At 67.4% G+C, this 24,252-nt stretch carries 20 protein-coding genes; 9 read left to right on the forward strand and 11 right to left on the reverse strand.

Annotated elements, in window-relative coordinates; genetic code table 11:
- Positions 1-33 precede the first annotated feature (33 nt).
- Positions 34-1,071 carry a type IV pilus twitching motility protein PilT gene (locus tag AC5P88_RS05315; RefSeq protein WP_004147099.1) on the reverse strand — a complete coding sequence of 346 codons (1,038 nt, stop codon included), beginning with the start codon at positions 1,069-1,071 and terminating at the stop codon, positions 34-36.
- 87 nt (positions 1,072-1,158) lie between these two features.
- Here AC5P88_RS05315 and AC5P88_RS05320 point away from each other — a divergent pair, with 87 nt between their 5' ends.
- On the forward strand, positions 1,159-1,836 hold the full coding sequence (locus AC5P88_RS05320) for a YggS family pyridoxal phosphate-dependent enzyme (RefSeq protein WP_106549865.1): 678 nt from the start codon (positions 1,159-1,161) through the stop codon (positions 1,834-1,836).
- 18 nt (positions 1,837-1,854) lie between these two features.
- Positions 1,855-2,676 carry a pyrroline-5-carboxylate reductase gene (proC, locus tag AC5P88_RS05325; RefSeq protein ID WP_106549864.1) on the forward strand — a complete coding sequence of 274 codons (822 nt, stop codon included), beginning with the start codon at positions 1,855-1,857 and terminating at the stop codon, positions 2,674-2,676.
- A 48-nt stretch (positions 2,677-2,724) separates the two neighbouring features.
- Here proC and AC5P88_RS05330 read toward each other — a convergent pair whose 3' ends face one another.
- Entirely contained in the window at positions 2,725-3,600 is an 876-nt protein-coding gene (locus AC5P88_RS05330; protein ID WP_106549863.1) for a LysR family transcriptional regulator, read from the reverse strand.
- Positions 3,601-3,696: 96 nt separating this feature from the next.
- On the opposite strand from AC5P88_RS05330, the gene AC5P88_RS05335 reads away from it, so the two are divergent.
- Entirely contained in the window at positions 3,697-4,299 is a 603-nt protein-coding gene (locus AC5P88_RS05335; protein WP_106549862.1) for a short chain dehydrogenase, read from the forward strand.
- An 84-nt stretch (positions 4,300-4,383) separates the two neighbouring features.
- Here AC5P88_RS05335 and soxR read toward each other — a convergent pair whose 3' ends face one another.
- Positions 4,384-4,818, reverse strand: a complete 435-nt coding sequence (soxR, locus tag AC5P88_RS05340) for a redox-sensitive transcriptional activator SoxR (protein WP_495224504.1) — start codon at positions 4,816-4,818, stop codon at positions 4,384-4,386.
- A gap of 29 nt (positions 4,819-4,847) precedes the next feature.
- On the opposite strand from soxR, the gene AC5P88_RS05345 reads away from it, so the two are divergent.
- Entirely contained in the window at positions 4,848-6,269 is a 1,422-nt protein-coding gene (locus tag AC5P88_RS05345; protein ID WP_106549860.1) for an MFS transporter, read from the forward strand.
- Positions 6,270-6,315: 46 nt separating this feature from the next.
- Here AC5P88_RS05345 and AC5P88_RS05350 read toward each other — a convergent pair whose 3' ends face one another.
- Both AC5P88_RS05350 and AC5P88_RS05355 read right to left on the reverse strand, forming a co-directional pair.
- The gene (locus AC5P88_RS05350) at positions 6,316-8,340 is read right to left on the reverse strand and encodes an esterase/lipase family protein (RefSeq protein WP_111111562.1); all 2,025 of its coding nucleotides are present in this window, start codon (positions 8,338-8,340) and stop codon (positions 6,316-6,318) included.
- A complete protein-coding gene (locus tag AC5P88_RS05355) occupies positions 8,340-9,314 on the reverse strand; it encodes an Lnb N-terminal periplasmic domain-containing protein (RefSeq protein WP_495224541.1) in 975 nt (324 codons plus the stop codon). The genes AC5P88_RS05350 and AC5P88_RS05355 overlap by 1 nt, the downstream gene beginning before the upstream one ends.
- Positions 9,315-9,486: 172 nt before the next feature.
- On the opposite strand from AC5P88_RS05355, the gene AC5P88_RS05360 reads away from it, so the two are divergent.
- On the forward strand, positions 9,487-9,891 hold the full coding sequence (locus tag AC5P88_RS05360; RefSeq protein ID WP_106549857.1) for a GFA family protein: 405 nt from the start codon (positions 9,487-9,489) through the stop codon (positions 9,889-9,891).
- A 267-nt stretch (positions 9,892-10,158) separates the two neighbouring features.
- On the opposite strand, the gene AC5P88_RS05365 is transcribed toward AC5P88_RS05360, so the two are convergent.
- Positions 10,159-13,260 (reverse strand): efflux RND transporter permease subunit, encoded by a 3,102-nt coding sequence (locus AC5P88_RS05365; protein ID WP_495224505.1) that lies wholly within the window; start codon positions 13,258-13,260, stop codon positions 10,159-10,161.
- A 4-nt stretch (positions 13,261-13,264) separates the two neighbouring features.
- Positions 13,265-14,452, reverse strand: a complete 1,188-nt coding sequence (locus AC5P88_RS05370) for an efflux RND transporter periplasmic adaptor subunit (RefSeq protein WP_495224506.1) — start codon at positions 14,450-14,452, stop codon at positions 13,265-13,267.
- 156 nt (positions 14,453-14,608) lie between these two features.
- Here AC5P88_RS05370 and AC5P88_RS05375 point away from each other — a divergent pair, with 156 nt between their 5' ends.
- The 3 genes from AC5P88_RS05375 to AC5P88_RS05385 all read left to right on the forward strand — a co-directional run bounded on the left by AC5P88_RS05375 (position 14,609) and on the right by AC5P88_RS05385 (position 18,847).
- Positions 14,609-15,292 (forward strand): response regulator transcription factor, encoded by a 684-nt coding sequence (locus tag AC5P88_RS05375; RefSeq protein WP_495224508.1) that lies wholly within the window; start codon positions 14,609-14,611, stop codon positions 15,290-15,292.
- Positions 15,279-16,655 (forward strand): sensor histidine kinase, encoded by a 1,377-nt coding sequence (locus tag AC5P88_RS05380; RefSeq protein WP_106549854.1) that lies wholly within the window; start codon positions 15,279-15,281, stop codon positions 16,653-16,655. Before AC5P88_RS05375 ends, AC5P88_RS05380 begins: the two co-directional genes overlap by 14 nt.
- A gap of 98 nt (positions 16,656-16,753) precedes the next feature.
- Positions 16,754-18,847 (forward strand): TonB-dependent siderophore receptor, encoded by a 2,094-nt coding sequence (locus AC5P88_RS05385; protein ID WP_495224509.1) that lies wholly within the window; start codon positions 16,754-16,756, stop codon positions 18,845-18,847.
- Here the strand turns inward: AC5P88_RS05385 and AC5P88_RS05390 are convergent.
- Positions 18,831-20,348 (reverse strand): MFS transporter, encoded by a 1,518-nt coding sequence (locus tag AC5P88_RS05390; protein WP_495224510.1) that lies wholly within the window; start codon positions 20,346-20,348, stop codon positions 18,831-18,833. The two genes, AC5P88_RS05385 and AC5P88_RS05390, sit on opposite strands and share 17 nt — an antisense overlap.
- A 106-nt stretch (positions 20,349-20,454) precedes the next feature.
- Here AC5P88_RS05390 and AC5P88_RS05395 point away from each other — a divergent pair, with 106 nt between their 5' ends.
- Positions 20,455-21,354 (forward strand): LysR family transcriptional regulator, encoded by a 900-nt coding sequence (locus AC5P88_RS05395; RefSeq protein WP_111111583.1) that lies wholly within the window; start codon positions 20,455-20,457, stop codon positions 21,352-21,354.
- 13 nt (positions 21,355-21,367) lie between these two features.
- On the opposite strand, the gene AC5P88_RS05400 is transcribed toward AC5P88_RS05395, so the two are convergent.
- The 3 genes from AC5P88_RS05400 to AC5P88_RS05410 form a co-directional block, all read right to left on the reverse strand.
- The gene (locus AC5P88_RS05400; protein ID WP_495224511.1) at positions 21,368-22,246 is read right to left on the reverse strand and encodes a LysR substrate-binding domain-containing protein; all 879 of its coding nucleotides are present in this window, start codon (positions 22,244-22,246) and stop codon (positions 21,368-21,370) included.
- Positions 22,247-22,284: 38 nt separating this feature from the next.
- Positions 22,285-23,166 (reverse strand): SDR family NAD(P)-dependent oxidoreductase, encoded by an 882-nt coding sequence (locus tag AC5P88_RS05405; RefSeq protein WP_495224512.1) that lies wholly within the window; start codon positions 23,164-23,166, stop codon positions 22,285-22,287.
- A 156-nt stretch (positions 23,167-23,322) separates the two neighbouring features.
- Positions 23,323-24,186, reverse strand: a complete 864-nt coding sequence (locus tag AC5P88_RS05410; protein ID WP_100447882.1) for a DMT family transporter — start codon at positions 24,184-24,186, stop codon at positions 23,323-23,325.
- Positions 24,187-24,252: the final 66 nt, after the last annotated feature.

Below are 24,252 nucleotides of genomic sequence, written 5' to 3' on the forward strand. Positions count from 1 at the left end.
CACTGGCGCACGCTGCCCCGTTGCTGCCCCGCCTTACTCGAACAGGCGCTTGTCCTTGGCGTACTCGCGGGCCTGGTTTCGTGTGATCAGGCTGCGCTTGACCAGGTCCTGCAGGTGCTGGTCCAGGGTCATCATGCCGTACTGCTGGCCGGTCTGGATGGCCGAATACATCTGCGCCACCTTGTCCTCGCGGATCAGGTTTCGGATGGCCGGGGTGCCGACCATGATTTCCCACGCTGCGGTACGACCGCCGCCAACCTTCTTCAGCAGCGCCTGCGAGATCACCGCACGCAGCGACTCGGACAGCATCGAGCGCACCATCGGCTTTTCGCCGGCGGGGAACACGTCGATGATGCGGTCGATGGTCTTCGCCGCCGAACTGGTGTGCAGGGTGCCGAACACCAGGTGGCCGGTTTCCGCGGCGGTCAGCGCCAGGCGGATGGTTTCCAGGTCACGAAGTTCGCCGACCAGGATGATGTCCGGGTCCTCACGCAGTGCCGAGCGCAGCGCTTCATTGAAGCCGTGCGTGTCGCGGTGCACTTCGCGCTGGTTGATCAGGCACTTCTGCGAGGTGTGCACGAACTCGATCGGATCCTCGACGGTGAGGATGTGGCCGTATTCGTTCTTGTTGATGTAGTCGATCATCGCCGCCAGCGTGGTCGACTTGCCCGAGCCGGTCGGCCCGGTCACCAGGATCAGGCCCTGTGGCTGCTGGATCACCTCGCGGAACAGCGGCGGGCAGGCCAGGTCCTCGAGGGTGAGCACCTCGGACGGAATGGTACGGAACACCGCACCGGCGCCGCGGTTCTGGTTGAAGGCGTTCACTCGGAAGCGCGCCAGCGACGGAATCTCGAAGGAGAAGTCCACTTCGAGGAATTCCTCGTAATCGCGGCGCTGCTTGTCGGACATGATGTCGTACACCAGCGCATGGACCTGCTTGTGGTCCAGGGCTGGAATGTTGATCCGGCGAACGTCGCCGTCTACGCGGATCATCGGCGGCAGGCCTGCGGACAGGTGCAGGTCGGACGCTTTGTTCTTTACGGAAAACGCCAGCAGTTCGGCGATATCCATGAGCGGCTACTCCCCAATAACGGCTTCGACTGGAAGGATCTTTCCCCGGGCGGCAGTATAGCCTCCTGATTCAACGGAACGCGTTACGTGGCCACTCCCCTGCCCCAGATCCTGAGCAACCTGCATGCCGCCGCCGAGGCCGCTGGCAGGCCCGACCCACGCCTGCTGGCGGTGTCCAAGACCCAGCCGGCCGAGGCCGTGGCCGCGCTGGCCGCGCATGGCCAGCACGCCTTCGGCGAGAACTACGTGCAGGAAGCGCTGGCCAAGATGCAGGCGCTGCAGCACCTGGCGCTGGAATGGCACCTGATCGGCCACCTGCAGTCGAACAAGGCCGATGCCGTGGCCATTCACTTCGACTGGGTGCAGAGCGTGGACCGGCCCAAGCTGGTCGCCGCACTGGCGCGCCATCGTCCGGCCGCGCGTGGCCCGCTGAACGTTCTGATCCAGGTCAACATCGACGACGAATCAAGCAAGCACGGCTGTGCGCCGGAACAGGTGCAGGCACTGGCCAGCGCGATTGCCGCCGAACCCCACCTGCGCCTGCGTGGCCTGATGGCGATTCCCGCGCCGTGGCCCGAGGCCGAGCGTCGCCGCGATGCGTTCGTGCGCATGCGCACACTTTTCCAGTCACTGGCGACCCAGCACCCGCAGGTGGACACGCTGTCGATGGGCATGAGCGGCGACTACGCTGAAGCCATCGCCGAGGGGGCCACCCTGGTGCGCATCGGTACCGCACTGTTCGGCGCACGCCCGCGCCCAGCCTGACTTTCCGAGGAGATTTCCATGGCAGCTGATTCCATTACTTTCATCGGCGGCGGCAACATGGCGCGCAGCCTGATCGCCGGCCTGATCCGCCAGGGCACACCCGCCGCGCACATCCACGTCGCCGAACCGGTGGCCGAACTGCGCCAGGCGATGGCCGCCGACTTCGGTGTGCAGGTGCATGACAACGCGGTTGATGCCGCTGCGCAGGGCAGCACCTGGCTGCTGGCGGTGAAGCCGCAGGTGCTGCGCGAGGTCTGCCAGTCGCTGCAGGCGCTGGCACAGGCGAACCGGCCGCTGGTGGTATCGATTGCCGCGGGCATCACCAGCACGCAGCTGGAACGCTGGCTGGGTGGCAACCTGCCGGTGGTACGCGCGATGCCCAACACCCCCGCCCTGCTCGGCGCCGGTGTGACCGGTCTGTTCGCCACCGCGTCGGTGGATGCGCAGCAGCACGCACAGGCCGAGAAGGTACTGGCCAGCGCAGGCCGCACGGTGTGGATCGACAGCGAAGCACTGATGGATTCGGTCACCGCCGTCTCCGGCAGCGGACCGGCCTACGTGTTCCTGCTGGCCGAAGCGATGGAAACTGCAGGTATCGCCCAGGGCCTGCCGCCCGACGCCGCGCGCACGCTGGTGGTGCAGACCCTGCTGGGTGCCTCGCGCATGCTGGATGAGGCCGGTGAAAGCCCGGCCGAGCTGCGCCGCCGCGTGACCTCGCCGAACGGAACCACCCAGGCCGCGATCGAGAGCTTCCAGGCCGGTGGTTTCGAGGCGCTGGTGGACACCGCGCTGCGCGCCGCGCAGGTGCGCGGGCAGGAATTGTCTGCGGCGAATGATTGATCCCCTGGGGTCAGATCCCTTTGCCGGGGCAAAGGGATCTGACCCCATCTACCGCCCCAACGTGGTCATGACGAAATCAACGAAGCACTGCAACCGCGGGCGCGGCCGTCGATCAGGCAGGTAGATCAGGTGCATCGGCCGCGGTTCGGGCAGGTAGTCGCGCAGCAGCGGCTTCAGGCGCCCGGCCGCGATCTCGCCCGCCAACAACGCGGTCGGTTGCAGCACCAGCCCTGCTCCGGCCACCGCAGCTTCGCGCAACGCGAAACCATCATTGCAGGTCAGGCGCGCTTCCCAGTCCACCTGTTCACCGTTGGCCAACTGCCAGCCGTGACCACCTCGCCAGGCCAGATGACTCAGGCAGTCATGCCCTTCCAGATCGGCGGGTGTGCGCGGCGTGCCGCGCCGGCGCAGGTACGCGGGCGCCGCGCACAGGCTCATCGCGTACGGCGGCAGCGGCCGCGCCACCACTTCCTGCGACGGCAGCGGACCCACCCGGATCGCCACGTCGAAACCCTCCTCGATCAGGTCCACGCGGCGGTTGCTCAGGTCCAGCTCGACGTTCAACTGCGGCTGCGCGCGCAACAGCGTGGCCAGCTGCGGAGCCAGCACGCAGGAACCCCAGGTGGTTGGCGCGCTGACCCGCAGCAGGCCACGCGGCTGTACCTGCAGGCCGGCCACATCCGCCTCGGCCTGCTGCACCTGCTCCAGCACCTGCCGGCAACCGGCCAGGTAGGCCTCGCCAGCTTCGGTCAGGCGTTGGCGGCGGGTGTTCCGCTGCAGCAAGGCCGTGCCCAGATGCGCCTCCAGCTGCTGGATGTACTTGCCGACCATCACCGCCGACACCTGCAGCTGTTCGGCAGCCCCTGCAAAGCTCCCGCGCTCGGCCACGGCGACGAAGGCCTGCATGCAGCGCAACGTATCCATTACTAATCCAGAGTTAGGAATCAGCGAATCATACGCCCCTTACCCAACCCCTTTGTGAGGGCGCAGACTGCGACCATCTCCTCGCAAGGAACGACCATGAAGATCCTCCTCGTCGGTGCCAGCGGCACCCTTGGCCAGGCAGTTGCTCGCCAGCTCGGTCAGCAGCACGAGATCCTGGCCGCCGGCCGCCGCAGCGGTGAGCTGCGCGTGGACCTGACCGACGACGCCAGCGTTGCCGAGCTGTTCGCACGCACCGGCCCGGTCGATGCAGTGATTTCCACCACCGGCTCGGTGCACTTCGGTCCGCTGCAGGCGATGACGCCGGCACAGTTCAACCTCGGCCTGCAGGACAAGCTGCTGGGGCAGGTGCGGTTGGCGCTGGCCGCGCAGCATCACCTCAATGCAGGCGGTTCGATCACCCTGACCAGCGGCATCATCAGCGCGCAGCCGATCCGCGACGGCGTCAACGCCACCGCAGTGAACACCGCACTGGAAGGCTTCGTGCGTGCGGCGGCGCTGGAGCTGTTGCCCCGTGGCCTGCGCATCAATGTAGTCAGCCCGAACGTGCTGATCGAATCGATGGCGGCCTACGGCCCCTACTTCCCGGGCTTCGAAGCCGTGAGCGCGCAGCGCGCGGCGCTGGGCTACCAGCGCGCGGTGGAAGGCATCCAGAGCGGCGAGACGATCACGGTCTGGTAAGAAAAAGGGGACGGAGGGGATTAAGTCGTTTTCGTCCGCCGGGCATGGCCCGGCGCTACCGGAAGCGCGTCCCCTTTTTCCCGGTCACTCCCAGCGCATCGGGCCGTCGCCGCGTTCGCCCAGGATGTCTTCGGGATTGGCCAGGCGGCAGCGCTGCAGCGACAGGCAGCCGCAGCCGATACAGCCGGTCAGCTCATCGCGCAGCAGCTGCAGCATGTGGATGCGCTCCTCCAGCTCGGTGCGCCAGCGCGCGGACAACTTGGCCCAATCCGCCTTGGTCGGTGCGCGGCCGTCGGGCAGGCTCTCGAAGGCACGGCCGACCGCTTCCAATGGCATGCCCACGCGCTGCGCTACGCGGATCACCGCCAGCCGGCGCAGCACGTCGCGGCTGTAGCGGCGCTGGTTGCCCAAAGTGCGCAGGCTGCTGATCAGCCCCTTGCGCTCGTAGAAGTGCAGCGCCGAAACCGCCACGCCACTGCGCTGGGAGACTTCGCCAACGCTCAGTTCCTGGGACACCATTGCTTGACCTCAACTGCAGTTGAGGTGTCATGCTGCTATCTTCGCCGCCTGTTGACAAGCGCGGCCCGCATCTGACCCGTATGACCCCCACGCTCTCCCCCGCCAACGCCAGTTCAACGGCCGACACTTCGATCCTGTCCGCGCGCTACCGCGCCACCACCATCGGCATGGTCGCGCTGGTCGCGCTGCACGCCTTCGAGGCCTTGGCGGTGGCGGCCGCCATGCCGACCGTGGCCGTGGCACTGGACGGCCTGCGCCTGTACGCACTGGCCTTCGGCGGTACCCTGGCCACCAGCGTGATCGGCATGACCCTGGCCGGGCGATGCGCCGACCGCCATGGACCGGCACGGCCGCTCTGGTACGGGTTGGCCTGCTTCGTGCTGGGCCTGCTGCTGGCCGGCTTTGCCATGCGCATGGGCATGCTGGTGGCAGGACGCCTGCTGCAGGGCCTGGGTGCGGGCGCGATCTCGGTCTCGCTGTACGTGATGGTCGGCCGCAGCTACCCGGAGCACCTGCGGCCGAAGGTATTCGCCGCCTTCTCGGCCGGTTGGGTGGTGCCATCGATGGTCGGCCCGGCGTTGAGCGGCCTGATCGTGCAGCACCTGGGCTGGCGCTGGGTGTTCCTGGCGGTGCCATTGCTGGCGGTTCCGGCGGCCCTGCTGCTGCGCCCCGCACTGGCACGCATGCAGTCCAGTCCCGCCAGCACCGCCGACGATGGACACGGCAAGGTGGTGCGCTGGGCCAGTGGTGCCTCGCTGGCCGCGTTGCTGCTGTACTTCGGCGGTCAGCAACAGGGCCTGCCCGCCCTGCTCTGCATCGGCGTGGCGATGCTGGCGCTGCTGTTCTGCGTACATCGACTGCTTCCGCCCGGAACACTGATCCTGCGCCGTGGCCTGCCCAGCGTGATCGCGCTGCGTGGCATCGCGGCTGCCGCCTTCTTCGCCTGCGAGGCCTACCTGCCGCTGCTGCTGCAGCGCGAACGTGGCCTTTCGCCCAGCTGGGCCGGTGCCGTACTCAGTCTCGGTGCGCTGGGTTGGTTCGCCGGCTCGTGGCTGCAGGGCCACCAGCAGCGTGGCTGGTCACGCCAGCAGCTGCTGCGCGCCGGCACGACGATGATGACGGTCGGCATTGCCGCCACGCTGGCAGTGCTGTTCAACGTGGTGCCACTGCCGGTGTCGCTGCTCGGCTGGGCCGTGACCGGCTTCGGCATGGGCATGATCTACGCAAGCCTGTCGGTGCTGACGCTGTCGTTGTCGGCGCCGCAGGAGCAGGGTGCCAACACCTCGGCACTGCAGCTGAGCGAGGCCCTGTCGGTGACCACCGCGCTGGCGGTCTCCGGTGCATTGTTCGCATTGTTCGTGGAAAGCGCCCCGCACACTGGCTACCTGCTGTGCCTGGCCATCACCTTCGGCCTTGCGGTGTTGGCCACGGTGATCGCGCGACGGGTGTAACGCCACCGGGCGGATTCCGCCGGGCCACGCCCGGCGAAGGCAGCGGTCAGGGTGTCCTGTCGGCTCCCACATCATCGATGTCCCGATGCAGGATGCGCCGCACTTCCAGCACCGCCTGCGGGGTCTCCTGCACGCTGTGGCCGGAGATGATCACCTTCTCCGACAGTGCGCCCGGCAGGTGCGCGCTCCAGTACGGCACCAGCCCGTCATCGGATTTCTCCACCGGCAGTTCCGGCTTGCGCTGGGCGATGATCGAGTGGTACTTCAGGCCCGCCTCGATCGGCAACTGCGCGGCGGCCTTCACGAACGGATCGCTGGCCTTGAGGTTGTCGATGCTGTTGGGGATCTTCGGCTTGGCGGTGCCATCGACCTGCTGTTCGGCCTGCGCCAGCGCCAGGAACACGTCCTCGAACTTGCCGAGGATGGTCAGCGGCAGGCGCACCAGGCGACCGATCAGGCGACCGACCTTGTTGCCGGCGATGTCGGTGCCCTGGTGTGGCGCGGCGATGAAGATCGCGCGCTCCACGTTCGGTTGCGCCTTGAAATGCAGCAGCGGACCCAGCTTGTTCTGCACCCGCTTCAGGCGTTCGCCCTTCAGGTCGTAGTTGGCCAGCAGGTCATTCCACAGCACGTCGCCCGAGTCGCTGACCAGCAGGCGCGCCAGCACGCCGCCCATGCTGTGCCCGATGTAGACCATGTCCTTCGATGCACGCGTACTGCCATTGGGATCGAAGTGCTTGAGCGTATCGTTGAACGCGTTGGCGATCTCGTAGCGGTTCAGAGCGATCGGTGCATTGGTCGGGTAATAGACCTGCCAGACCTGGAACTGCTGGCGCAGCTCGGGGTCGCCCATGATCTCGTTGGCCAGGTTCACCCAGGCTTCCGGGCTGCTGGCCAGGCCATGCAGCATGAAGATGATGCGGCGGTTCGGGTCCCACGGCTGCATCAGGTAGATGTGCGGTTCGCCGATGCCCTCGCTCATGCCGAACAGCGTGCGCAGAGATTGCCGGGCGAAACCGCTCTGCGCCAGCCACAGGCCGTAGGCCGCCGTGAAGTTGCCGGCCAGCGGCACCTGTTCGCCATGCAGGGTGATGCGCTCGGTGGCTTCCGGCGAATAGGCGTCCAGCTCGACCCGGCGCGTGCGCATCACGTCTTCCAGGCTGCTGCCCTCGAAGCGCAGCAGCGCAGTGACGTTGATCGAGGACATCTCGCTGAACTCAGGCACCGAGTCGTCATGGCGATGGCGGCGGCCACGGCGTGCGTCGTCCTCATCCTCCTGCGGCGCCTCGGCCTTGGGGCCATCGGGTGCGATCACCGGCGCGACCAGCTTCGGCGGGTCCATCACCATCACCAGCTCGGCACCGAAGCCATCGCGGCGATAGGTGCTGCGCAGGCCGACGAAGCTGACCGTGCCAGCCGGCACCAGCTGCGCGGGAATGCTCTTCAGGTTCAGCTGCTGGTAGTTGGAGGCCAGCGACCAGCTGCCGACCGAAATCGGCTTCGTATAGTCCTCGCCGGCCAATGCAGAGGCACGCGCGCGCACGAACAGCACCACTGCCGCCTTCTCGGCCGCGTAGTTGTAGTAGTCGCGTACCTGCGTCTGCCGGTCCTCGAAAGCACGATCAGACGGAGACCGGCCGCTGTGGAACAAGTAGGCGTAGGCATAGCGCGCCGCTTCCAGCCAGGCATCCAGCGCCGCATCGCTCATCGGTGGATCACCGGCAGCGGTCTTCTTCGGGGTCAGCGCCAGCGCCGCCTTCACCCACAGTTCGGACAGCGCCGACAACCGCTGCTCGACATTGAGATCGTCGGTCATCAGCAGGGTGCTGCGACAGACCAGGAAGTCCTTCTCGCACTGCGACTCATCCAGGCCTGCCGCGCTGAGCGTCTCGCGCGCGGCCGGGCTGAGCTTGCCGGTGTTGAGCACGTCGGCACGCTTGTTGACCAGCGAATCGCTGGACTTGACCTGCTTGACGGTGACCATCGCGCAACCGCTGCTGCCCAGCAGCAGGAAGGCAGCGAACAACACCGGCAGCAGGCGCTGCCAGCGGGATGGGAAGAATCGGGTCATTACTGCGGGTCCTGCTCGGTGCCGGGCACGCCCTGGCGGATCACGGTGGAGAAGTGCGGGCCATCGCCCAGGTCCAGCGCACGCTGGGTGATGCGGCCCTTGTCGTGCAGCTCGGCGTACGGCACGCCTGGAGTGAGCGCGCCGACCTCCTGCGCGTACTCGGCCAGGTAACCGGACAGCAGCAGGCGGTAATCCAGCGGCAGGCGCGGTGCGATGTGGCGGGCCAGGTCGAAGACGATCGTGGTGCAGTTGCTGGTCAGCGTATTGTAGAAGCCCGGCTTCGCATCCAGGTCGCGCGCCTGTTCGATGTAGGCCGCGAACAGTTCCTTCAGCTGCGTGCGGTCCATGCCATGCAGCCGGTACAGGTAGACATCCTCACCGCGCGCATTGGTGCGGGTGCGGATGATGTCGGTCTCCTCCGACGCCACCAGGGTCATCTCGAACTTGCGGAAGAAGCCGCCCAGTGCCGAGAACGATTCACCGCGTTCCTTGCGGATCTCCAGAGAGAACACCACGTGGCGGCCATCCTCGAAGCCGAACGAGATCAGGGTGTGGGCGATGGCCGGGCCCATCCAGTACGACAGCACCAGGTCGGCCGAGCGCAGCTGGTCCAGGTCGTACCCGCGGCGCACCCAGTGTGCGTCGTAGTCGGTCTCGGTGCGCCAGGTGAAATCACGCACGTTGTCGAACACCACGTGGCGGCCATCGAAGGACACCACGTGCAGCCGCTGCGCGACGTCGTCGGCCCATACGCGGTCCTGGCGCGGGGTCAGCAGCAGCCACCACAGCACGGCCAGCGCCAGCGATGCGCCGAACATCAGGCCCAACCTGCGTGACCCACGGCCACGCGCGATCCGCCACGACACCCACAGGGCAACCAGCAGCCACAGCACGGCCACGCCGATGGCCAACCAGCCCGGCCCCGGCAACTGGTACGCCAGCAGCCCGGTCACCCACAGCGCCGCCAGCGCCATGGCACTTCCTGTCATCCAACGTCCTGCGGCGTTCACTGGCATCCTGTCGCGGTCTTGAAGCCGCATAGTTAGCCACAAGCCGGATCAGCGTCGCATCTACGGCCCGTTCAGGCAGGCCGGCGCAGGGTCGGCAGCGGCCCCTGCGGCCGCCTTCCACCACACAGGAGAAACGATGGGTATCACGTCCGTGGCCGGCGTTCCGGTCCAACCCCGGCACCGCGCCACCTGCCACTGCGGTACGGTCGAACTGCTGCTGGACCTGCCTGATGGCATCGTCGACCCGCGCCGCTGTGACTGCTCGATGTGCCGCCGACGTGGCGCCATCGCCGCCAGCGTCACCCGCGCGGGCCTGCAGGTGGTGCGCGGGCAGGACCACCTGCGGCTGTACCAGTTCAACACGCATGTGGCCGAGCACTACTTCTGCGGCGTGTGCGGCATCTACACCCACCACCGGCGTCGCTCCAACCCGGACCAGTACGGCTACAACGTGGCCTGCCTGGAGGGCATCGACCCGTTTGCACTGGGCATGATCCCGGTCAACGACGGGGTCAACCACCCCGCCGACCGCACCGCCTAGTGGCGTGTGCGCCGCGGCGGTGCGGCGACCTTCTGCCAGGGTGCCATGCCGCTGCGCCCGGCCCGCACCGGGCGTTTCAGCCAGGGGCGACGGGGCGCGGCCTGCGGCTCGGCCGCGACCGGGGGAGGTGAGGGTCTGCGGCCAGGCCAGAGATGGTCGAGCAGCCACATGGCGGGTCTCCGTGGGGGACGGGGACGACCTACGCTAGCCCTGCATCGGCAAAGAACGGGTGATGGTGCTGCGGCAGGCAGATGACAGGTGGCCCCCTCAGTCCTGCGGCCGGGATCGGCCAAGGCTGCGGACCAGCACGAAGAACAGCGGCACCAGCATCACCGCCAGCAGCGTGCCGGACAGCATGCCGCCGATCACGCTCATGCCGATTTCACGTCGACTGACTGCACCCGCACCCGTCGCCAGCGCCAACGGAATCACGCCGGCCACGAAGGCCAGCGACGTCATCACGATCGGCCGCAGGCGCAGGCGTGCGCCCTGCAGCGCAGCCTCCACCGCTGAACTGCCCGCGCGATAGCGGGCCTCGGCGAACTCCACGATCAGGATCGCATTCTTCGCCGACAGGCCGATGGTGGTCAGCAGACCGACCTGGAAGTAGATGTCGTTGACGAAGCCCGCCGCGGTGGTCGCCAGCACCGTGCCGATGACCCCCAGTGGAATCACCAGTACCACGGCCACCGGCACCGTCCAGCTTTCATAGAGCGCAGCCAGGCACAGGAAGATGAAGGCAATCGAGGCCAGGTACAGCCACAGCGTCTGGTTGCTGGCCAGCCGCTCCTGGTAGGAGAGGCCACTCCACTGCAGGTCGAAACCCGGCTGGTCCGCAACCAGCGCCTGCATGCGCTGCATCGCCTCGCCCGAGCTGCGTCCTTCGGCGGCACTGCCCTGGATCTGCATCGCCGGCAGGCCGTTGAAGCGCTGCTGCAGCTGCGGCCCGCGCGCCCAGTGGCTGCTGGCGAAGCTGGCGAACGAAGCCATCTGACCGTTGCCACCGCGCACGTACCACTGGCCGATGTCGTCGGGCACGCTGCGGTAGGGCTGGTCGCCCTGCATGTACACACGCTTGACCCGGCCACGATCGAGGAAATCATTGATGTAACTGCCGCCCCAGGCCGCGGACAGGGTGGAATTGATGTCAGCCTGGGACAGCCCCAGCGCACTGGCCTGCGCATGGTCGATGTCCAGCCGCAGCTCGGCCTTGTCGCCCAGGCCGTTCAGGCGCACCGAGGTGAGCCCATCGTCTTCGCCGGCCGCACGCACCACCTGTTCCTGCGCCGCCTGCAGGGCCACGCGCCCGGCGGCGCTGGTGTCCTGCAACCACAGTTCGAAGCCGCTGGACTGGCCCAGTCCACGCACTGCCGGCGGTGCCAGCACATTGACCCTGGCATCGGGCAACCCGCGGAAGTAGGCATTGGCACGCGTGATGATCGCCGCAGCGGTGTTGTCGCCGGTACGCTCATCCCAGGGCTTCAGTGCGAGGAAGCCCTGTCCGGCGTTCTGGCCGGTGCCGGCATTGTTGCGGCCGACCACCACGAACACCACGTCCAGGTTCTGCTTCTCGTGCTCCATGAAGTAGCGGCTGATCTGTTCGCCCAGCGCTTCGGTACGCGCCATCGGCGTGCCCTCCGGCGTGGAGAACTGGAAGGTCACCTGGCCCTGGTCTTCCACCGGCAGGAAGCCGGTGGGCATGCGCGCGTACAGCGCAATCATGGCCACCACCAGCAGCAGGTAGAACGCCATCCAGCGCCGCGGCCGGGCGACCACGCCACCGAGCTTTCCCTGATAGGCCAACTGGCTGCGCTCGACACCCCGGTTGAACGCCCTGAAGAAGCGGCCCTGCGGCTTCTGCGCCGAAGATGGCTTGAGCAGGGTCGCGCACAGCGCCGGGGTCAGCGTCAGCGCGACCAGCGCCGACAGCGCCATCGCAGATGCAATGGTGATCGAGAACTGGCGGTAGATGATGCCGGTGGAACCACCGAACAGGGCCATCGGCAGGAACACCGCGCCCAGCACCACGGTGATGCCGATCAGCGCGCCGGTGATCTCGCCCATCGATTTTTCGGTGGCCTCGCGTGGCGGCAGGTGCTCGTCGTGGATGATGCGCTCCACGTTCTCCACCACCACGATCGCGTCGTCGACCAGCAGGCCGATCGCCAGCACCATCGCAAACAAGGTGAGCGTGTTGATCGTGAATCCGGCGACCGCCAGCACGCCGAACGTGCCCAGCAGCACCACCGGCACCGTGATCGCGGGGATCAACGTGGCACGCAGGTTCTGCAGGAACAGGAACATCACCACGACCACCAGCACGATGGCTTCGATGAGGGTATGGATGACACCCTCGATCGAAACGCGCACGAACGGTGTGCTGTCGCGGGGATAGGCGACCTGCAGCCCGGGCGGGAACGTTGGTCGCAGGCGCTCGATCTCCTCGCGGACCGCATCCGCGGTGGCCAGCGCGTTGGCCCCGGAGGCCAGCGTGACCGAGAAACCCGCCGCCGGATAGCCATTGAGATAGCTGCTGGTCTGGTAGTTCTCGGCACCGATCTCCACCCGTGCCACGTCGCCCAGGTGCACTGCAGCGCCGCTGGGAAGCGTGCGCAGGATGATCGCGCGGAACTGTTCGGGCGTCTGCAGGCGCGACTGGGCAGTGACGGTGGCATTCAGGCTCTGCGTTGCACTGGATGGCAACGCTCCCAGCTCACCGGCGGTGACCTGGGTGTTCTGGGCCTGGATGGCCGTGCGCACGTCGGCCGGCATCAGGTCGTAGGCGCGCAGCTTGTGCGGGTCCAGCCACACGCGCATCGCATACGCCGAGCCGAACACATTGATCTCGCCCACACCCGGAATGCGGCTGATCGGATCCTGCACGTTGCTGACCAGGAAGTCGGAAACGTCCACCCGTTCCATGCGCCGGCTGGTGTCGTACAGCGATACCACCATCAGCGAGTCGCCCTGCGACTTCGCCACGGTCACGCCCTGCTGCTGCACTTCCTGCGGCAGCCGGTTGATGGCCTGGTTGACGCTGTTCTGCACCTGGACCTGGGCGATATCCGGATTGGCGCTCTGGTCGAACGTGACCGTGATCCGCGCCTGCCCCGATGACGAACTGGTGGAGGAGAAGTACAGCAGGTGATCGATGCCCTTGATCTGCTGCTCGATCACCTGGGTGACGCTGTCTTCCACCGTCTGCGCCGAGGCACCGGTGTAGTTGGCCGTGATGTTGACCTGCGGCGGTGCGATGTCCGGGTACTGTTCGACCGGCAGCTGGCTGACGGCGATCGCGCCGAAGGCCATGATGCAGATCGCCAGCACCCAGGCGAATACCGGGCGGTGGATGAAGAAGCGCGGAAGCATGGGCTCAGTCCTTCCCGGCGGCTGCCGGCGTGACTGCCGCCGCGGGCTTCACCTGCACCGCCATGCCATCGGAGAGCCCCTGTGCGCCGGCCACGACCACCCGTTCACCTGCAGCAATGCCATCCAGCACCAGCCACTGGTCGCCAATCGCCCGCGCGGTACGGAACAGGCGCAGCTTCGCCTTGCCCCCCTCATCCACCACCCACACCTGCGCCTCGCCCTTCGGACTGCGGTCCACCGCAGACTGCGGCACCAGCAGGGCCTGCTGCTGCGTGCCCTGCCCCACCTGCGCCCGCACATACATCCCCGGCAGCAGCTGCCCGGCGGGATTGGGAAAACGTGCACGCAGGGTGATGCTGCCGGTTTCCTGCTGCACATCGATATCGGCAAATTCCAGGGTGCCGGGCAACGGATATTCACTGCCATCGGACAGCCGCAGCCGCACCGCAGCGGTCGTGGCCTGTACGCCTCCATCGGCGATCGCGCGGCGCAGGGCCAGGTACTCGTTGCTGGACTGGGTGATGTCCACGTTCATCGGGTCGACCTGCTGGATCCGCGCCAGCGGGTTGGCCTGGCCCGAGGTGACCAGCGCACCCGGTGTGAACAGCGCGCGGCCGATGCGACCGGCGATCGGCGCGGTCACCGTGGCGAAACCAAGCCGCGTGCGCGCGGTATCCAGGCTCGCCTGTGCCGCCTGTACCGCGGCTGCGGCCTGCTGCCCGCTGGCGATGGCGTCATCCACGTCCTGGCGCGCGGCCAGCTGCTCGCCGCCCAGCGCCTGCATCCGCTGCGCGCGCAGGCGTGCGGTCACTGCCGCTGCTTCGGCGGTCTTCAGGTTGGCTTGCGCCTGGTTCACTGCCGCCTGGTACAGGGCCGGCTCGATCTGGAACAAGGGCTGCCCGGCATGCACGGATTCGCCCTCTTCGAACAGGCGTTTCACCAGCACGCCATCCACCTGCGGGCGCACATCCGACTCCTGCGATGCGATGGTCCGCCCAGGCAGCTCCTGTTCCATCGCCAACGGCTTCTCCTGCAGGGTCAGCACTTCCACCTCGTGAAGCCTGCCGGCCGGCTTGGGCGCATCCTTGCCGCAGGCCGACAGCAGGCTGAGCAGAACGAGTGCAAGCAGCGCCGGCCGGCGCATCCTCAGTGGCCGGGCGTGGCGTGGCGACGGGGTGTGCAGGAGGTTCATCGGTGGCCGGGATTCCGTGCGCCGGGGGGAGACGCTCGGCGCCGAATATAGAAGACCCGTGCGCGGATTCCGGCGAATCGCGCATGAAACATTTTTCATTTGCAGTCACCGCGTGCGGTTGCGAGGATGGCAGCCATCCAACCTGCACAATGGCCCATGCCGCGCGTACTCACCATCGAGGACGACCTTGTCACTGCGGAGGAAATCGCAACCGAACTGCGCAGCCATGGCTTCGAGGTCGACGTTGCCGTTGATGGCACTGCCGGCCTGGCATTGGCGCGGGGGGGCGACTACGCGGTGATCACCCTGGACCGCATGCTGCCCGGCATCGATGGCCTGGCGCTGGTCACTGCCCTGCGGCGCGAAGGTATCGTCACGCCCGTACTGATGATCAGCGCGCTGTCGGACGTGGACGAGCGCGTGCGTGGCCTGCGTGCAGGCGGTGATGATTACCTGACCAAGCCGTTCGCCTCGGATGAGATGGCCGCCCGCGTGGAGGTATTGATCCGTCGCCAGAGCCAGGCCGGCCCTGCCGATAATGTCCTGCGCGCCGGCGACCTCGAACTGGATCTGATGACCCGTTCGGCCCGGCGTGGCGGGCAGGAGATCAGCCTGCTGCCGACGGAGTTCAAGCTGCTCGAATTCCTGGTCCGCAATGCCGGCCAGGTGGTCACCCGCAGCATGTTGTTCCAGGAAGTCTGGGGCTATCACTTCGACCCCGGCACCAACCTGATCGACGTCCACATCGGCCGTGTCCGCAGACGCATCGAGCAGCCCGGCCGCCCGCAACCCATCACCACCGTGCGTGGAACCGGCTATGTCTTCGATGCGCAACCCTGACCAGTGGCGCTCGTCCAGCAGCCGCCTGCTCGGGTTGTACTGCATCCTGTTCGTCGCCTGGTCGAGCCTGCTGCTGGGGGTGATGTACTGGCGCATCTCGGACTACCTCAATGACCTGACCGAATCCGGCCTGCAGCAGCGCGCCCATCTGTTCATGGCATTCGACGGCCAGGCACTGGATGAGGCATTGCGCGACAGCCAGCGCTTCGACCTGCACCAGGTGTACACCTACGGGTTGTTCGACCGCCGCGGCTCACCGGTGGGCGGCACGCTGATCGCCATTCCCGAGGGGCTGCCACTGGATGGCCGCTCGCATCCGGTGCAGGGATGGACGCTGGCCGGTGGCAGGCACGACAGCGGCGGCAACGCGCTGGGCATGGCGACCCGGGATGGGCGGACGCTGGTGTTCGTCCGCCAGAACGGCAAGCTCACTGCCGTCAACAGCATCATCCTCGATGCGCTGTTGTGGGGCGTATCGCTGACCGTCATTCCCGGCCTGGTGGGCTGGCATCTGCTGCGCCGGCGCCCGCTGAAGCGGATCCAGCAGATCGAAGCCGCCACCAACCGCATCGTGGCCGGTGACCTCGGTCAGCGCCTGCCGGTATCCAACCGTCGCGACGAGATCGATCGGCTGTCGAGCATCGTCAATGCCATGCTCGAACGCATCGAGCAGCTGATGACCGAGGTCAAAGGCGTGTGCGACAGCATCGCCCATGATCTGCGCACCCCGCTCACCCGCCTGCGGGCACATCTGTACCGCATGCGCGTCGGCCTCGACGAACAGGACCCCCATGCCGACCCGTTGGACAAGGCATTGGCTGAAACGGACATGCTGATGGCGCGTTTCACCGCGCTGCTGCGGGTATCCGAACTGGAAAGCCACCAGCGGCGCTCGGCGTTCGACGAGGTCGACCTTGCCGAGCTGCTGCAGGAACTGCACCAGTTTTACCTGCCATTGGCCGAAGAGAAGCAGCAGTTGCTGGAGCTGCAGGTGGATCCACAGGCCGGCCCGCTGCGCGGCGACCGTGAACTGTTGTTCGAAGCGGTGGCGAACCTGCTGTCCAACGCCCTGCAGTTCACCCCTGCACACGGCCGCATCCTGCTGCGTGCGGTCGACGATCACGGCGCCCCGAGGATCGATGTGATCGACAATGGACCCGGCATTCCGCCACAGGACCGCACGCTGATCTACCAGCGTTTCTTCCGCGGCGGCAGCAGCGCCGGCCAGGGACCGGGGTTCGGGCTGGGACTGTCGATCGTGGCCGCCATCGCCGGCCTGCACGGCTTCCGGCTGCGCGCGGGCAGCGCCCCGGGCGGCGGCGCCTGGCTGAGCATCCGCGGCGCCTCGAACGGGCTGCCCTGACACCGGGCCCGGGTGAGTCAATTGCATTTGGGAATCATTTGTATTTGCGGACGGGCATCCGGATAATCCGCCGTCACCGCCTTCCCGGATTCCTGACGATGCCCGCCCTGTCGCCGCACCGCCCGATGCTGTACGCGCTCGCCCTGCCCACCCTGCTGGCCTCCGCCATCACCCACGCCCAGGACGGCCCGGCGGCACGCACATTGGACAAAGTGACCGTGGTGGCCGAGCGCGCCAGCACCGCCACCAAGACCGATACCGCCCTGACCGAGACGCCACAGGCGATCAGCGTGGTCACCCAGCAGCTGTTCACCGATCGCGGCGCGCACAACCTGCAGGAAGTGCTGCGCTACAGCGCCGGCGTCACCGCCGATGCCTGGGGCCTGGATACCCGCAACGATGCCACCTCGGTGCGCGGCCTGGACCCGGTGCAGTACCAGGATGGCCTGCGCCGCAGCTACGGTTTCAGCCCCCTCGCCCGCCCGGAAATCTATGGCCTGGAGCGGGTGGAAGTCCTGCGCGGACCGTCCTCGGTGCTGTACGGTGCCGGCGCTACCGGCGGCATCATCAATGCGATGAGCAAGCGCCCGACCTTCGGCGCCCTCGCTGGCGAGGTCGGCGTGCAGCTCGGCAGTTTCGACCGCAGGCAGCTGCAGGGGGACTTCAGCGGCGCGCTGAACGATGCCGGTACGCTTGCCGGCCGCTTCGTCGGGCTGCTGCGTGAATCGAACATGCAGACCGATGTACTGAAGGACGACCGCGTCTATCTGGCGCCCTCGGTCAGCTGGCGCGGCGAACGCAGCACGCTCACCCTGCTGGCCAGTTACCAGCACGACAGGACCGGCTCCAGCCAGCAGTTCCTGCCGCTGGCCGCGACCCTGCTGGCCCCCCCCGGGCGCCGCCTGGATCCTTCCACCTTCATCGGTGACCCCGACTTCGACCGCATCGACTCGCGCGTCTACAGCCTGACCGCACTGTTCGACAACCGCTTCAACGATGTGCTCAGCCTGCGCTCGGCCGTACGCTACATCGACGGCAGGACGACGCTGCAGCAGATGTACGTGGACAGCTACAGCAATCCGGCCGATCCGTTCATCGACGCTGCGCGCCGCGTGGTCAACCGCACCGCCTACGGCACCCGCCCGGACGTGCAGATCCTCAGCGCCGACAACGCGCTGCAGTTCGACTTCGCCACCGGTGCCTTCCAGCATCTGCTGCTGGCCGGCGTGGACTACAGCCAGTACAAGGAACAGCTGCAGCGGCTGGATGCCACCGGCACGCCCATCGATATCTACGCCCCGGTGTCGGTGGCACCCACGGTACGCGGCTGGGAGCGGCAGCCCGACCAGACCTCCACCCAGCTGGGCGTGTACGTGCAGGACCAGATCCGCTGGGCCGACCGCGTATCGCTGGTGCTGGGCGCGCGCCGCGACCATGCGCGCTCGAAGACCGAAGGCCAGCCCAGCCAGATCGACAACGCGACGACCTACCGCGCCGGCCTGATCGGTGAACTGGGCGCGGGCGTGTCGCCCTACCTGAGCTACAGCGAATCGTTCCTGCCGGTGGCCGGCCAGGACCTGTTCGGCCAGGCCTTCAAGCCGATGCGCGGCCGCCAGGCAGAGGCCGGCATCAAGTGGCAACCGGCGCGCAATCTGCTGCTGACGATGGCGGCGTACCGCATCACCGAAACCAACCGCCAGACCAACGATCCGGACAACGTGCTGAACGTGGTGCAGACCGGCCAGATCCGCTCCAAGGGCATCGAGCTGGAAGGCCAGTTCCAGTTCGCCAACGACCTCACCATCACCGCCGCGGTGGCCCGCAACGAGGCTGAAGTCAGCCGCAGCAACTTCGCGCTGGAAGTGGGCCAGCGCCTCAATGACACCCCGCAGGACCTGGCCTCGGCCTGGGTGTCCAAGGGCTTCCAGCTGGACGATGCCGCACGCCTGCGCCTGGGCCTGGGCGTGCGCCACGTCGGCAACACCGTATCGCTGGGCAATGGCGGACGCATCGTCACGCCCAGCTACACGCTGGCCGATGCACTGGTGGAAGTGCAGGTGACCGACTGGACGATGGCATTGAACATCACCAACCTCACCGACAAGCGCTACTACGCCCCGTGCCGTACGTTTGGCGACTGCTTCGCCGGCTACCCGCGCGTGGTCACCGGCACCATCAGCTATCGGTTCTGAGCACGGCCATTGCCGGCCGCCGCAGCAGCAGGTGCAACAGCACCGCGCATGCGGCGGTCAGCAGTGCCAGCAGACGCAGCAGCACCGCCAGCGCCTCGGCACTGGCGTGCTGCAGCTGCCCACTGCTCATCGACGGCAGCAGTGCCGCTGCCTGGGCATGCGCCCCGGTTGCCAGATAGGCGCCGGCACGTGCCAACAATGCAGGCGACGTTCCCTGTAGATGCCCGCTGACAAGCAGCGACAGCACTGCTGTCACGGCCGCCAGTGCAATGCCTTCGCCGGCCACCCGCACGGTGCCGAAGATGCCTGCAGCCATGCCGGCGCGCTGCACCGGCACCACGCTCACCGACAACCCATCCATCAGCCCCCACGGCAACGCCGTCCCCGCGCCGATCAGCACCAGCCATGGCATCCACTGCGAAGGCGATGGATGGGCGGCATGCCGCGACAGCAGATACAGGCCGCATGCACACACCAGCAGGCCAAGCGTGCACAGCCGTGCGCTGCCGATCCGTTCCGCCCAGCGCGCGGCCAGCAGCGGCAGCACCAGCATCGGCGCAGACAGGGCCAGCATCTGCAGGCCAACCCACGTGGCACTCTGTCCGTGCACACCCAGGAGTTGAAGCGGCAGCACCACCAGCAGCACCACGTAGCCGAGGCAGGTCGCCACCGGTAGCAGCTGGACGCCCAGGAACGCCGGTTGCGAGAACAGCGAAAGGTCCAGCAACGGGAATGGGTGCATCCGTTCGATGCAGATGAACGCTGCGCCGAGCAACAGCGTGGCGAGCAATGCCAGATGCACGCGCACGGCGTGTAAGCCGAATTCGCCCAGCCACAGCAGGGCCAGCGTCAACGCCGCCAGCATCAGGCTGAAACCCAGCATGCCGCCGACATCCAGCCGACCGCGCTCTCCATGGCTCTCAGGCAACACGCGCGCGCCCAGTGCGAAGGCCGCCAACGTCAGTACACCACCGACTGCGAACACACTGCGCCATCCCAGTGCCTGCAGCAGCAGGCCCGCCAGCAACGGTCCAAGCGCCAGCCCCGCACCGAACGTCGTGCCCAGCAGGGCGAAGACGCGGCCACGCGCCGGCCCCTGCCAGCCCTGCGCCAGCGCCGCCGTGCCCGAGGCCAGCGCTGCTGCGGCGGCAACGCCCTGCAGGCCGCGCGCCAGATCCAGCCACAGCAGCGTCGGGGCCAGGCATACAGCGGTCGTAGCGGCGGTGAAACCGACCGTGCCCAGCAGGAACATCCGCCGACGGCCATAGCGGTCGGCCAGGCCACCGGCAGCAAGCAGCAGGCTGCCGAAGGTCAGCATGAAGGCATTGGTCACCCAGGCCAGCGCGGTGGGTGAGGCCCCCGCAGAACGAGCCAGCACCGGCACCGCGACGGCACCGGCCGAGAAGGACAACGGCAGCGCCAGCGCGGCCAGGCAGACCGCAAGCAGCGTCCAGTGCTGCTGCGTGCGGACAGGTACAGGGCGTATCGAAACCGGGGCCATGCGGGCCTCCATCCATCAGGGGCATTGATGATGGACAGGCCGTTATTCCCGAAAAACAGGCTCGATGGACGTTGATTGCGGCGCATCGTTCCGCAATCATGACTGCATGGACTCCATCTCCGCCCTGCTTGCCTTCGTCCGTACCGCCGAGGCCGGCAGCATCGTCGGTGCCGCCCGTGTGCTCGGCCTGTCCGCCTCGGCGGTCGGCAAGCGTATCGCCCGCCTTGAACAGGAACTCGGCACCCGCCTGTTCCATCGCACCACCCGCCGCGTGCACCTCACCGACGAAGGCGAACTGCTGCTGCAACGCTGCCGCCGCGCACTGGATGAGCTTTCCGAAGCACAGGCGGACCTGGCGCAGCGACAGCATGCCCCCAGCGGGCTGCTGCGCATCGGCCTGCCCACCATCGGCTACCGCTTCCTGCTGCCGGTACTGCCCGGCTTCCAGCAGCGCTACCCGCAGGTGCAGCTGGAACTGGACTTCAACGACCGCATCGTTGATGTAGTCAGCGAAGGCCTGGACGCGGTGATACGCAGCGGCGAACTGGCCGATTCCAGCCTGACCGCACGGCGCCTGGGTGGCTTTCGTTTCATGCTCTGCGCAGCGCCTGGCTATCTGCAGGCGCACGGCATTCCCGGCGACGTGAGCGATCTGCGCATGCATGCGGCTCTGCGCTTCCGCTACCCGACTACCGGGAAGCTGCACCCCTGGCAGCTGCCGGGGGTGGAAGGCGATGCCGGCGCGCGCCTTCCGACGGCGATGACCTGCAACAACATGGAAGCGCTGCTGGCCGCCGCCATCGGCTGCATGGGCCTGGCCTGGATGCCCGACTTCCTGGCGGCCGACGCACTGGCCGACGGCCGCCTGCAACAGGTGCTGCCAGCGCTGCCCACGCACAAGGGGCAGTTCTCGCTGCTATGGCCCGGTGGGCGCCACCCCAGCGCACGGCTGCGGGTGTTCATCGACTATGCCGCTACGCATCTGTTCCGCAACGGCCACGCATAGCCAATCCGCAGGATCAGCCAGTGGTCGCAGCCATCAGGAAATTGCGCACCACTGGCAACGCCTGTTCCGGGCGCGTGCAGAACTGGAGGGCGAAACGCGCTGCATCGCCATCCAGCACGCGGTAGACGATCTCCTGCGGACGAAAGCTGGCCATGCTGGCAGGCACGATCGCCACGCCGGCGTCTACCGCCACCAGTGACAACACCGCGTGCATGCCCTGCGCTTCCTGTACCACCTGCGGGGTGAATCCCGCTGCCGTGCACAGGCCCAGCACCTGCGCATGGAAGCCGATGCCCTCGCCCGCCGGCCACGACACGAACGGTTCGTCAGCCAGCATCGCCACACTGACCTCCGGCGCATGGGCCAATGCGTGCGCACGTGGCAGCGCAATCGCAAGGCGATCGTGATCGAAGTCGTGCAACCGCAGTTCGGTGGAGGGGATGGGGGGAATCAGCACGCCGACGTCGATGCGCTTCTCGCGCAGCCACAGCTGCTGCTGGTGCGACGTCGCTTCCTGCAGATGCAGCTGCACCTGCGGGTACTGCTGGCGGAAGCGGCGGATCAGGCCTGGCAGGCGGCCATACAGCGCGCTGCCCACATAGCCAACGTGCAGGCGGCCAGACTGTCCGCTCGCCGCCTCACGCGTGCGCAGCAGTGCCTGCTCAGCCTGCTGCAGCGTTGCACGCGCCTCCACCAGCAACGTCTGCCCGGCCACGGTCAGACCCAGCGTGCGATTGCCACGCACGATCAGTTCACTTCCAAGCGCGTCTTCCAGCCGGCGTATTGCGGCCGTCAACGGTGGCTGCGACATGTGCAGGCGGGCCGCGGCGCGGTGGAAATGCAGTTCTTCGGCCACGGTCACGAACTGGCGAAGCAGGCGCAGATCGATCATCTGGGAGCAGGCAGTGGAAACCTGCCTAGGGTACGCCCTCAGCTGCGCACGTCCACGCTGGCGCGGGCGATGGCCGGCCACTGCAATGCCACCGACTCGATGCTGTCTGCACTGACCGCACGCAGATCCCGCGGATAGGCCACATGTTCGGCGTCCTGCACGCGCAACGCGTGGAACTGGCCATTGCTTGCGCGCAGCACCCACCCACCCTGCAGGCAACGCTGCGATGCGAGGTAGGCCACACCGTGCGCGACCGCGTCCGGATGCAGTTCGTCCGGCTCGCCTTCGACGCCCCACATGCGCGTCTTGGCCACGGGTGAAACCGCATTGACCACGATGCCATGCTCGGCACCTTCCAGCGCCAGCACATTGACCAGACCGAGCGCCGCCAGCTTTCCCATCGCGTAGGCAGACAACCCGCGCTGTACGTACTGCGGATACAGCGCGCGATCCGACGTAGTGATGACGATGCGTCCACCACCGGCTTCGCGCATCGCCGGCCACGCCGCCTGCGCCAGCCACAGCGGCGTCTTCGCCGCCAGGCACAGCATCTGCTCCAGTGCCTCGTCCTCGATCGCTTCCAGCAGCTGGTACCCGACCCAGCCAGCGTTGTGGATCAGGAAGTCGATGCGCCCATGCTGCTGCAACAGATCCTGCACCAGCGCGTGGCAACCCACGCGATGGTCGATGGGACCGCTTGCGGCCTGCACCGGCAGACCCTGCCCCTGCAGCACTTCCACGCTGCGAAGGATGCGCTGCGGATCGGCGCCTCGGCCATCGGTGCCGGCACCGACGTCATGCATCACCACGTGCGCACCACGTTCGGCCAGCAGACGGCTGTAGGCCAGGCCCAGTCCACCAGCAGCACCGGTCACCAGGCCCACCTGACCTTCGAAGGAAACATGGGAAATCGGCTTCATGCGTACAGCTTCAGCCACGCGCCGCTGACAGGGCCAATACCATTGGCCGCACACCACGATACGCGCACGCTATCGTCGAAAAAGGGGACGGAGGGGATTAAGTCGTTTCAGGCACAGCGAGGTCAGTTGCGACTTAATCCCCTCCGTCCCCTTTTTTCAGCGGCTGAAACGGCGCGCGCCGGCGACGCAGATCACCGCGACTACGGTCACCAGCACCATGCTGAGGCTGACCGCTTCATGCAGCAGCAGCGCAGCCAGCGCCAGGCCGAAGAACGGTTGCAGCAGCTGCAGCTGGCCAACCGCGGCGATACCGCCCTGGGCCAGCCCGCGATACCAGAACAGGAACCCGAGCAGCATGCTGAACACCGCCACGTAGCCCAGCGCCCACCACGCGGATGCCCCCACTTCGACGAACGAGGGCGGGCGCATCAGCACCGTCAGCGGCAGCATCACCGGCAGTGCCAGCAGCAGCGCCCAGCTGATCACCTGCCAGCCGCCGAGATGGCGGGCGAGCCGACCGCCTTCCGCGTAGCCCAGTCCACACACCACGATCGCCGCCAGCATCAGCAGGTCGGCCTGCAGCGAGGCCTCAATGCCGTTGCGCGCGGCATAGCCGACCACGCAGGCACTGCCCAGCAGCGAGAACAGCCAGAACGCCGGGCGCGGCCGATCGCCACCGCGCAGTACGCCGAACACCGCAGTACTCAGCGGCAACAGGCCGAGGAACACGATGGTGTGCGCTGATGAGGCGTGGCGCAGGGCAAGCGCGGTCAGCAGCGGGAAGCCGACCACCACGCCAAGGCTGACCACCGCCAACCCGGGCAGGTCGCTGCGTCGCGGAAAGGGTTGGCGCAACAGCAGCAACAGGCCGAGGCCGAGTATGGCGGCGATGGTGGCGCGTGCGGCGGTGACGAACCCGGCGTCCAGCTGCAGCACGGCCAGGCGGGTGGCCGGCAACGAGCCCGCAAAGATCACCACACCGATGAAGCCATTGATCCAACCACTCGCCGACCGTTCCACGCCTGTACTCCTGGGGTGCCGGGCGGTGCCCGGCGGGACCTCCATGGAAGCACCTGCGGCCCGCGC

The sequence above is a fragment of the Stenotrophomonas sp. YJH_SMC_8 genome, from assembly GCF_059371315.1.

Bases quoted from the DNA above. Each gene is read 5' to 3' on its own strand.
- AC5P88_RS05315 (WP_004147099.1), bottom strand. From the start codon at position 1,071: ATGGATATCGCCGAACTGCTGGCGTTTTCCGTAAAGAACAAAGCGTCC.
- proC (WP_106549864.1), top strand. From the start codon at position 1,855: ATGGCAGCTGATTCCATTACTTTCATCGGCGGCGGCAACATGGCGCGC.
- AC5P88_RS05330 (WP_106549863.1), bottom strand. From the start codon at position 3,600: ATGGATACGTTGCGCTGCATGCAGGCCTTCGTCGCCGTGGCCGAGCGC.
- AC5P88_RS05335 (WP_106549862.1), top strand. From the start codon at position 3,697: ATGAAGATCCTCCTCGTCGGTGCCAGCGGCACCCTTGGCCAGGCAGTT.
- soxR (WP_495224504.1), bottom strand. From the start codon at position 4,818: ATGGTGTCCCAGGAACTGAGCGTTGGCGAAGTCTCCCAGCGCAGTGGC.
- AC5P88_RS05345 (WP_106549860.1), top strand. From the start codon at position 4,848: ATGCTGCTATCTTCGCCGCCTGTTGACAAGCGCGGCCCGCATCTGACC.
- AC5P88_RS05350 (WP_111111562.1), bottom strand. From the start codon at position 8,340: ATGACCCGATTCTTCCCATCCCGCTGGCAGCGCCTGCTGCCGGTGTTG.
- AC5P88_RS05355 (WP_495224541.1), bottom strand. From the start codon at position 9,314: ATGGCGCTGGCGGCGCTGTGGGTGACCGGGCTGCTGGCGTACCAGTTG.
- AC5P88_RS05360 (WP_106549857.1), top strand. From the start codon at position 9,487: ATGGGTATCACGTCCGTGGCCGGCGTTCCGGTCCAACCCCGGCACCGC.
- AC5P88_RS05365 (WP_495224505.1), bottom strand. From the start codon at position 13,260: ATGCTTCCGCGCTTCTTCATCCACCGCCCGGTATTCGCCTGGGTGCTG.
- AC5P88_RS05370 (WP_495224506.1), bottom strand. From the start codon at position 14,452: ATGAACCTCCTGCACACCCCGTCGCCACGCCACGCCCGGCCACTGAGG.
- AC5P88_RS05375 (WP_495224508.1), top strand. From the start codon at position 14,609: ATGCCGCGCGTACTCACCATCGAGGACGACCTTGTCACTGCGGAGGAA.
- AC5P88_RS05380 (WP_106549854.1), top strand. From the start codon at position 15,279: ATGCGCAACCCTGACCAGTGGCGCTCGTCCAGCAGCCGCCTGCTCGGG.
- AC5P88_RS05385 (WP_495224509.1), top strand. From the start codon at position 16,754: ATGCCCGCCCTGTCGCCGCACCGCCCGATGCTGTACGCGCTCGCCCTG.
- AC5P88_RS05390 (WP_495224510.1), bottom strand. From the start codon at position 20,348: ATGGCCCCGGTTTCGATACGCCCTGTACCTGTCCGCACGCAGCAGCAC.
- AC5P88_RS05395 (WP_111111583.1), top strand. From the start codon at position 20,455: ATGGACTCCATCTCCGCCCTGCTTGCCTTCGTCCGTACCGCCGAGGCC.
- AC5P88_RS05400 (WP_495224511.1), bottom strand. From the start codon at position 22,246: ATGATCGATCTGCGCCTGCTTCGCCAGTTCGTGACCGTGGCCGAAGAA.
- AC5P88_RS05405 (WP_495224512.1), bottom strand. From the start codon at position 23,166: ATGAAGCCGATTTCCCATGTTTCCTTCGAAGGTCAGGTGGGCCTGGTG.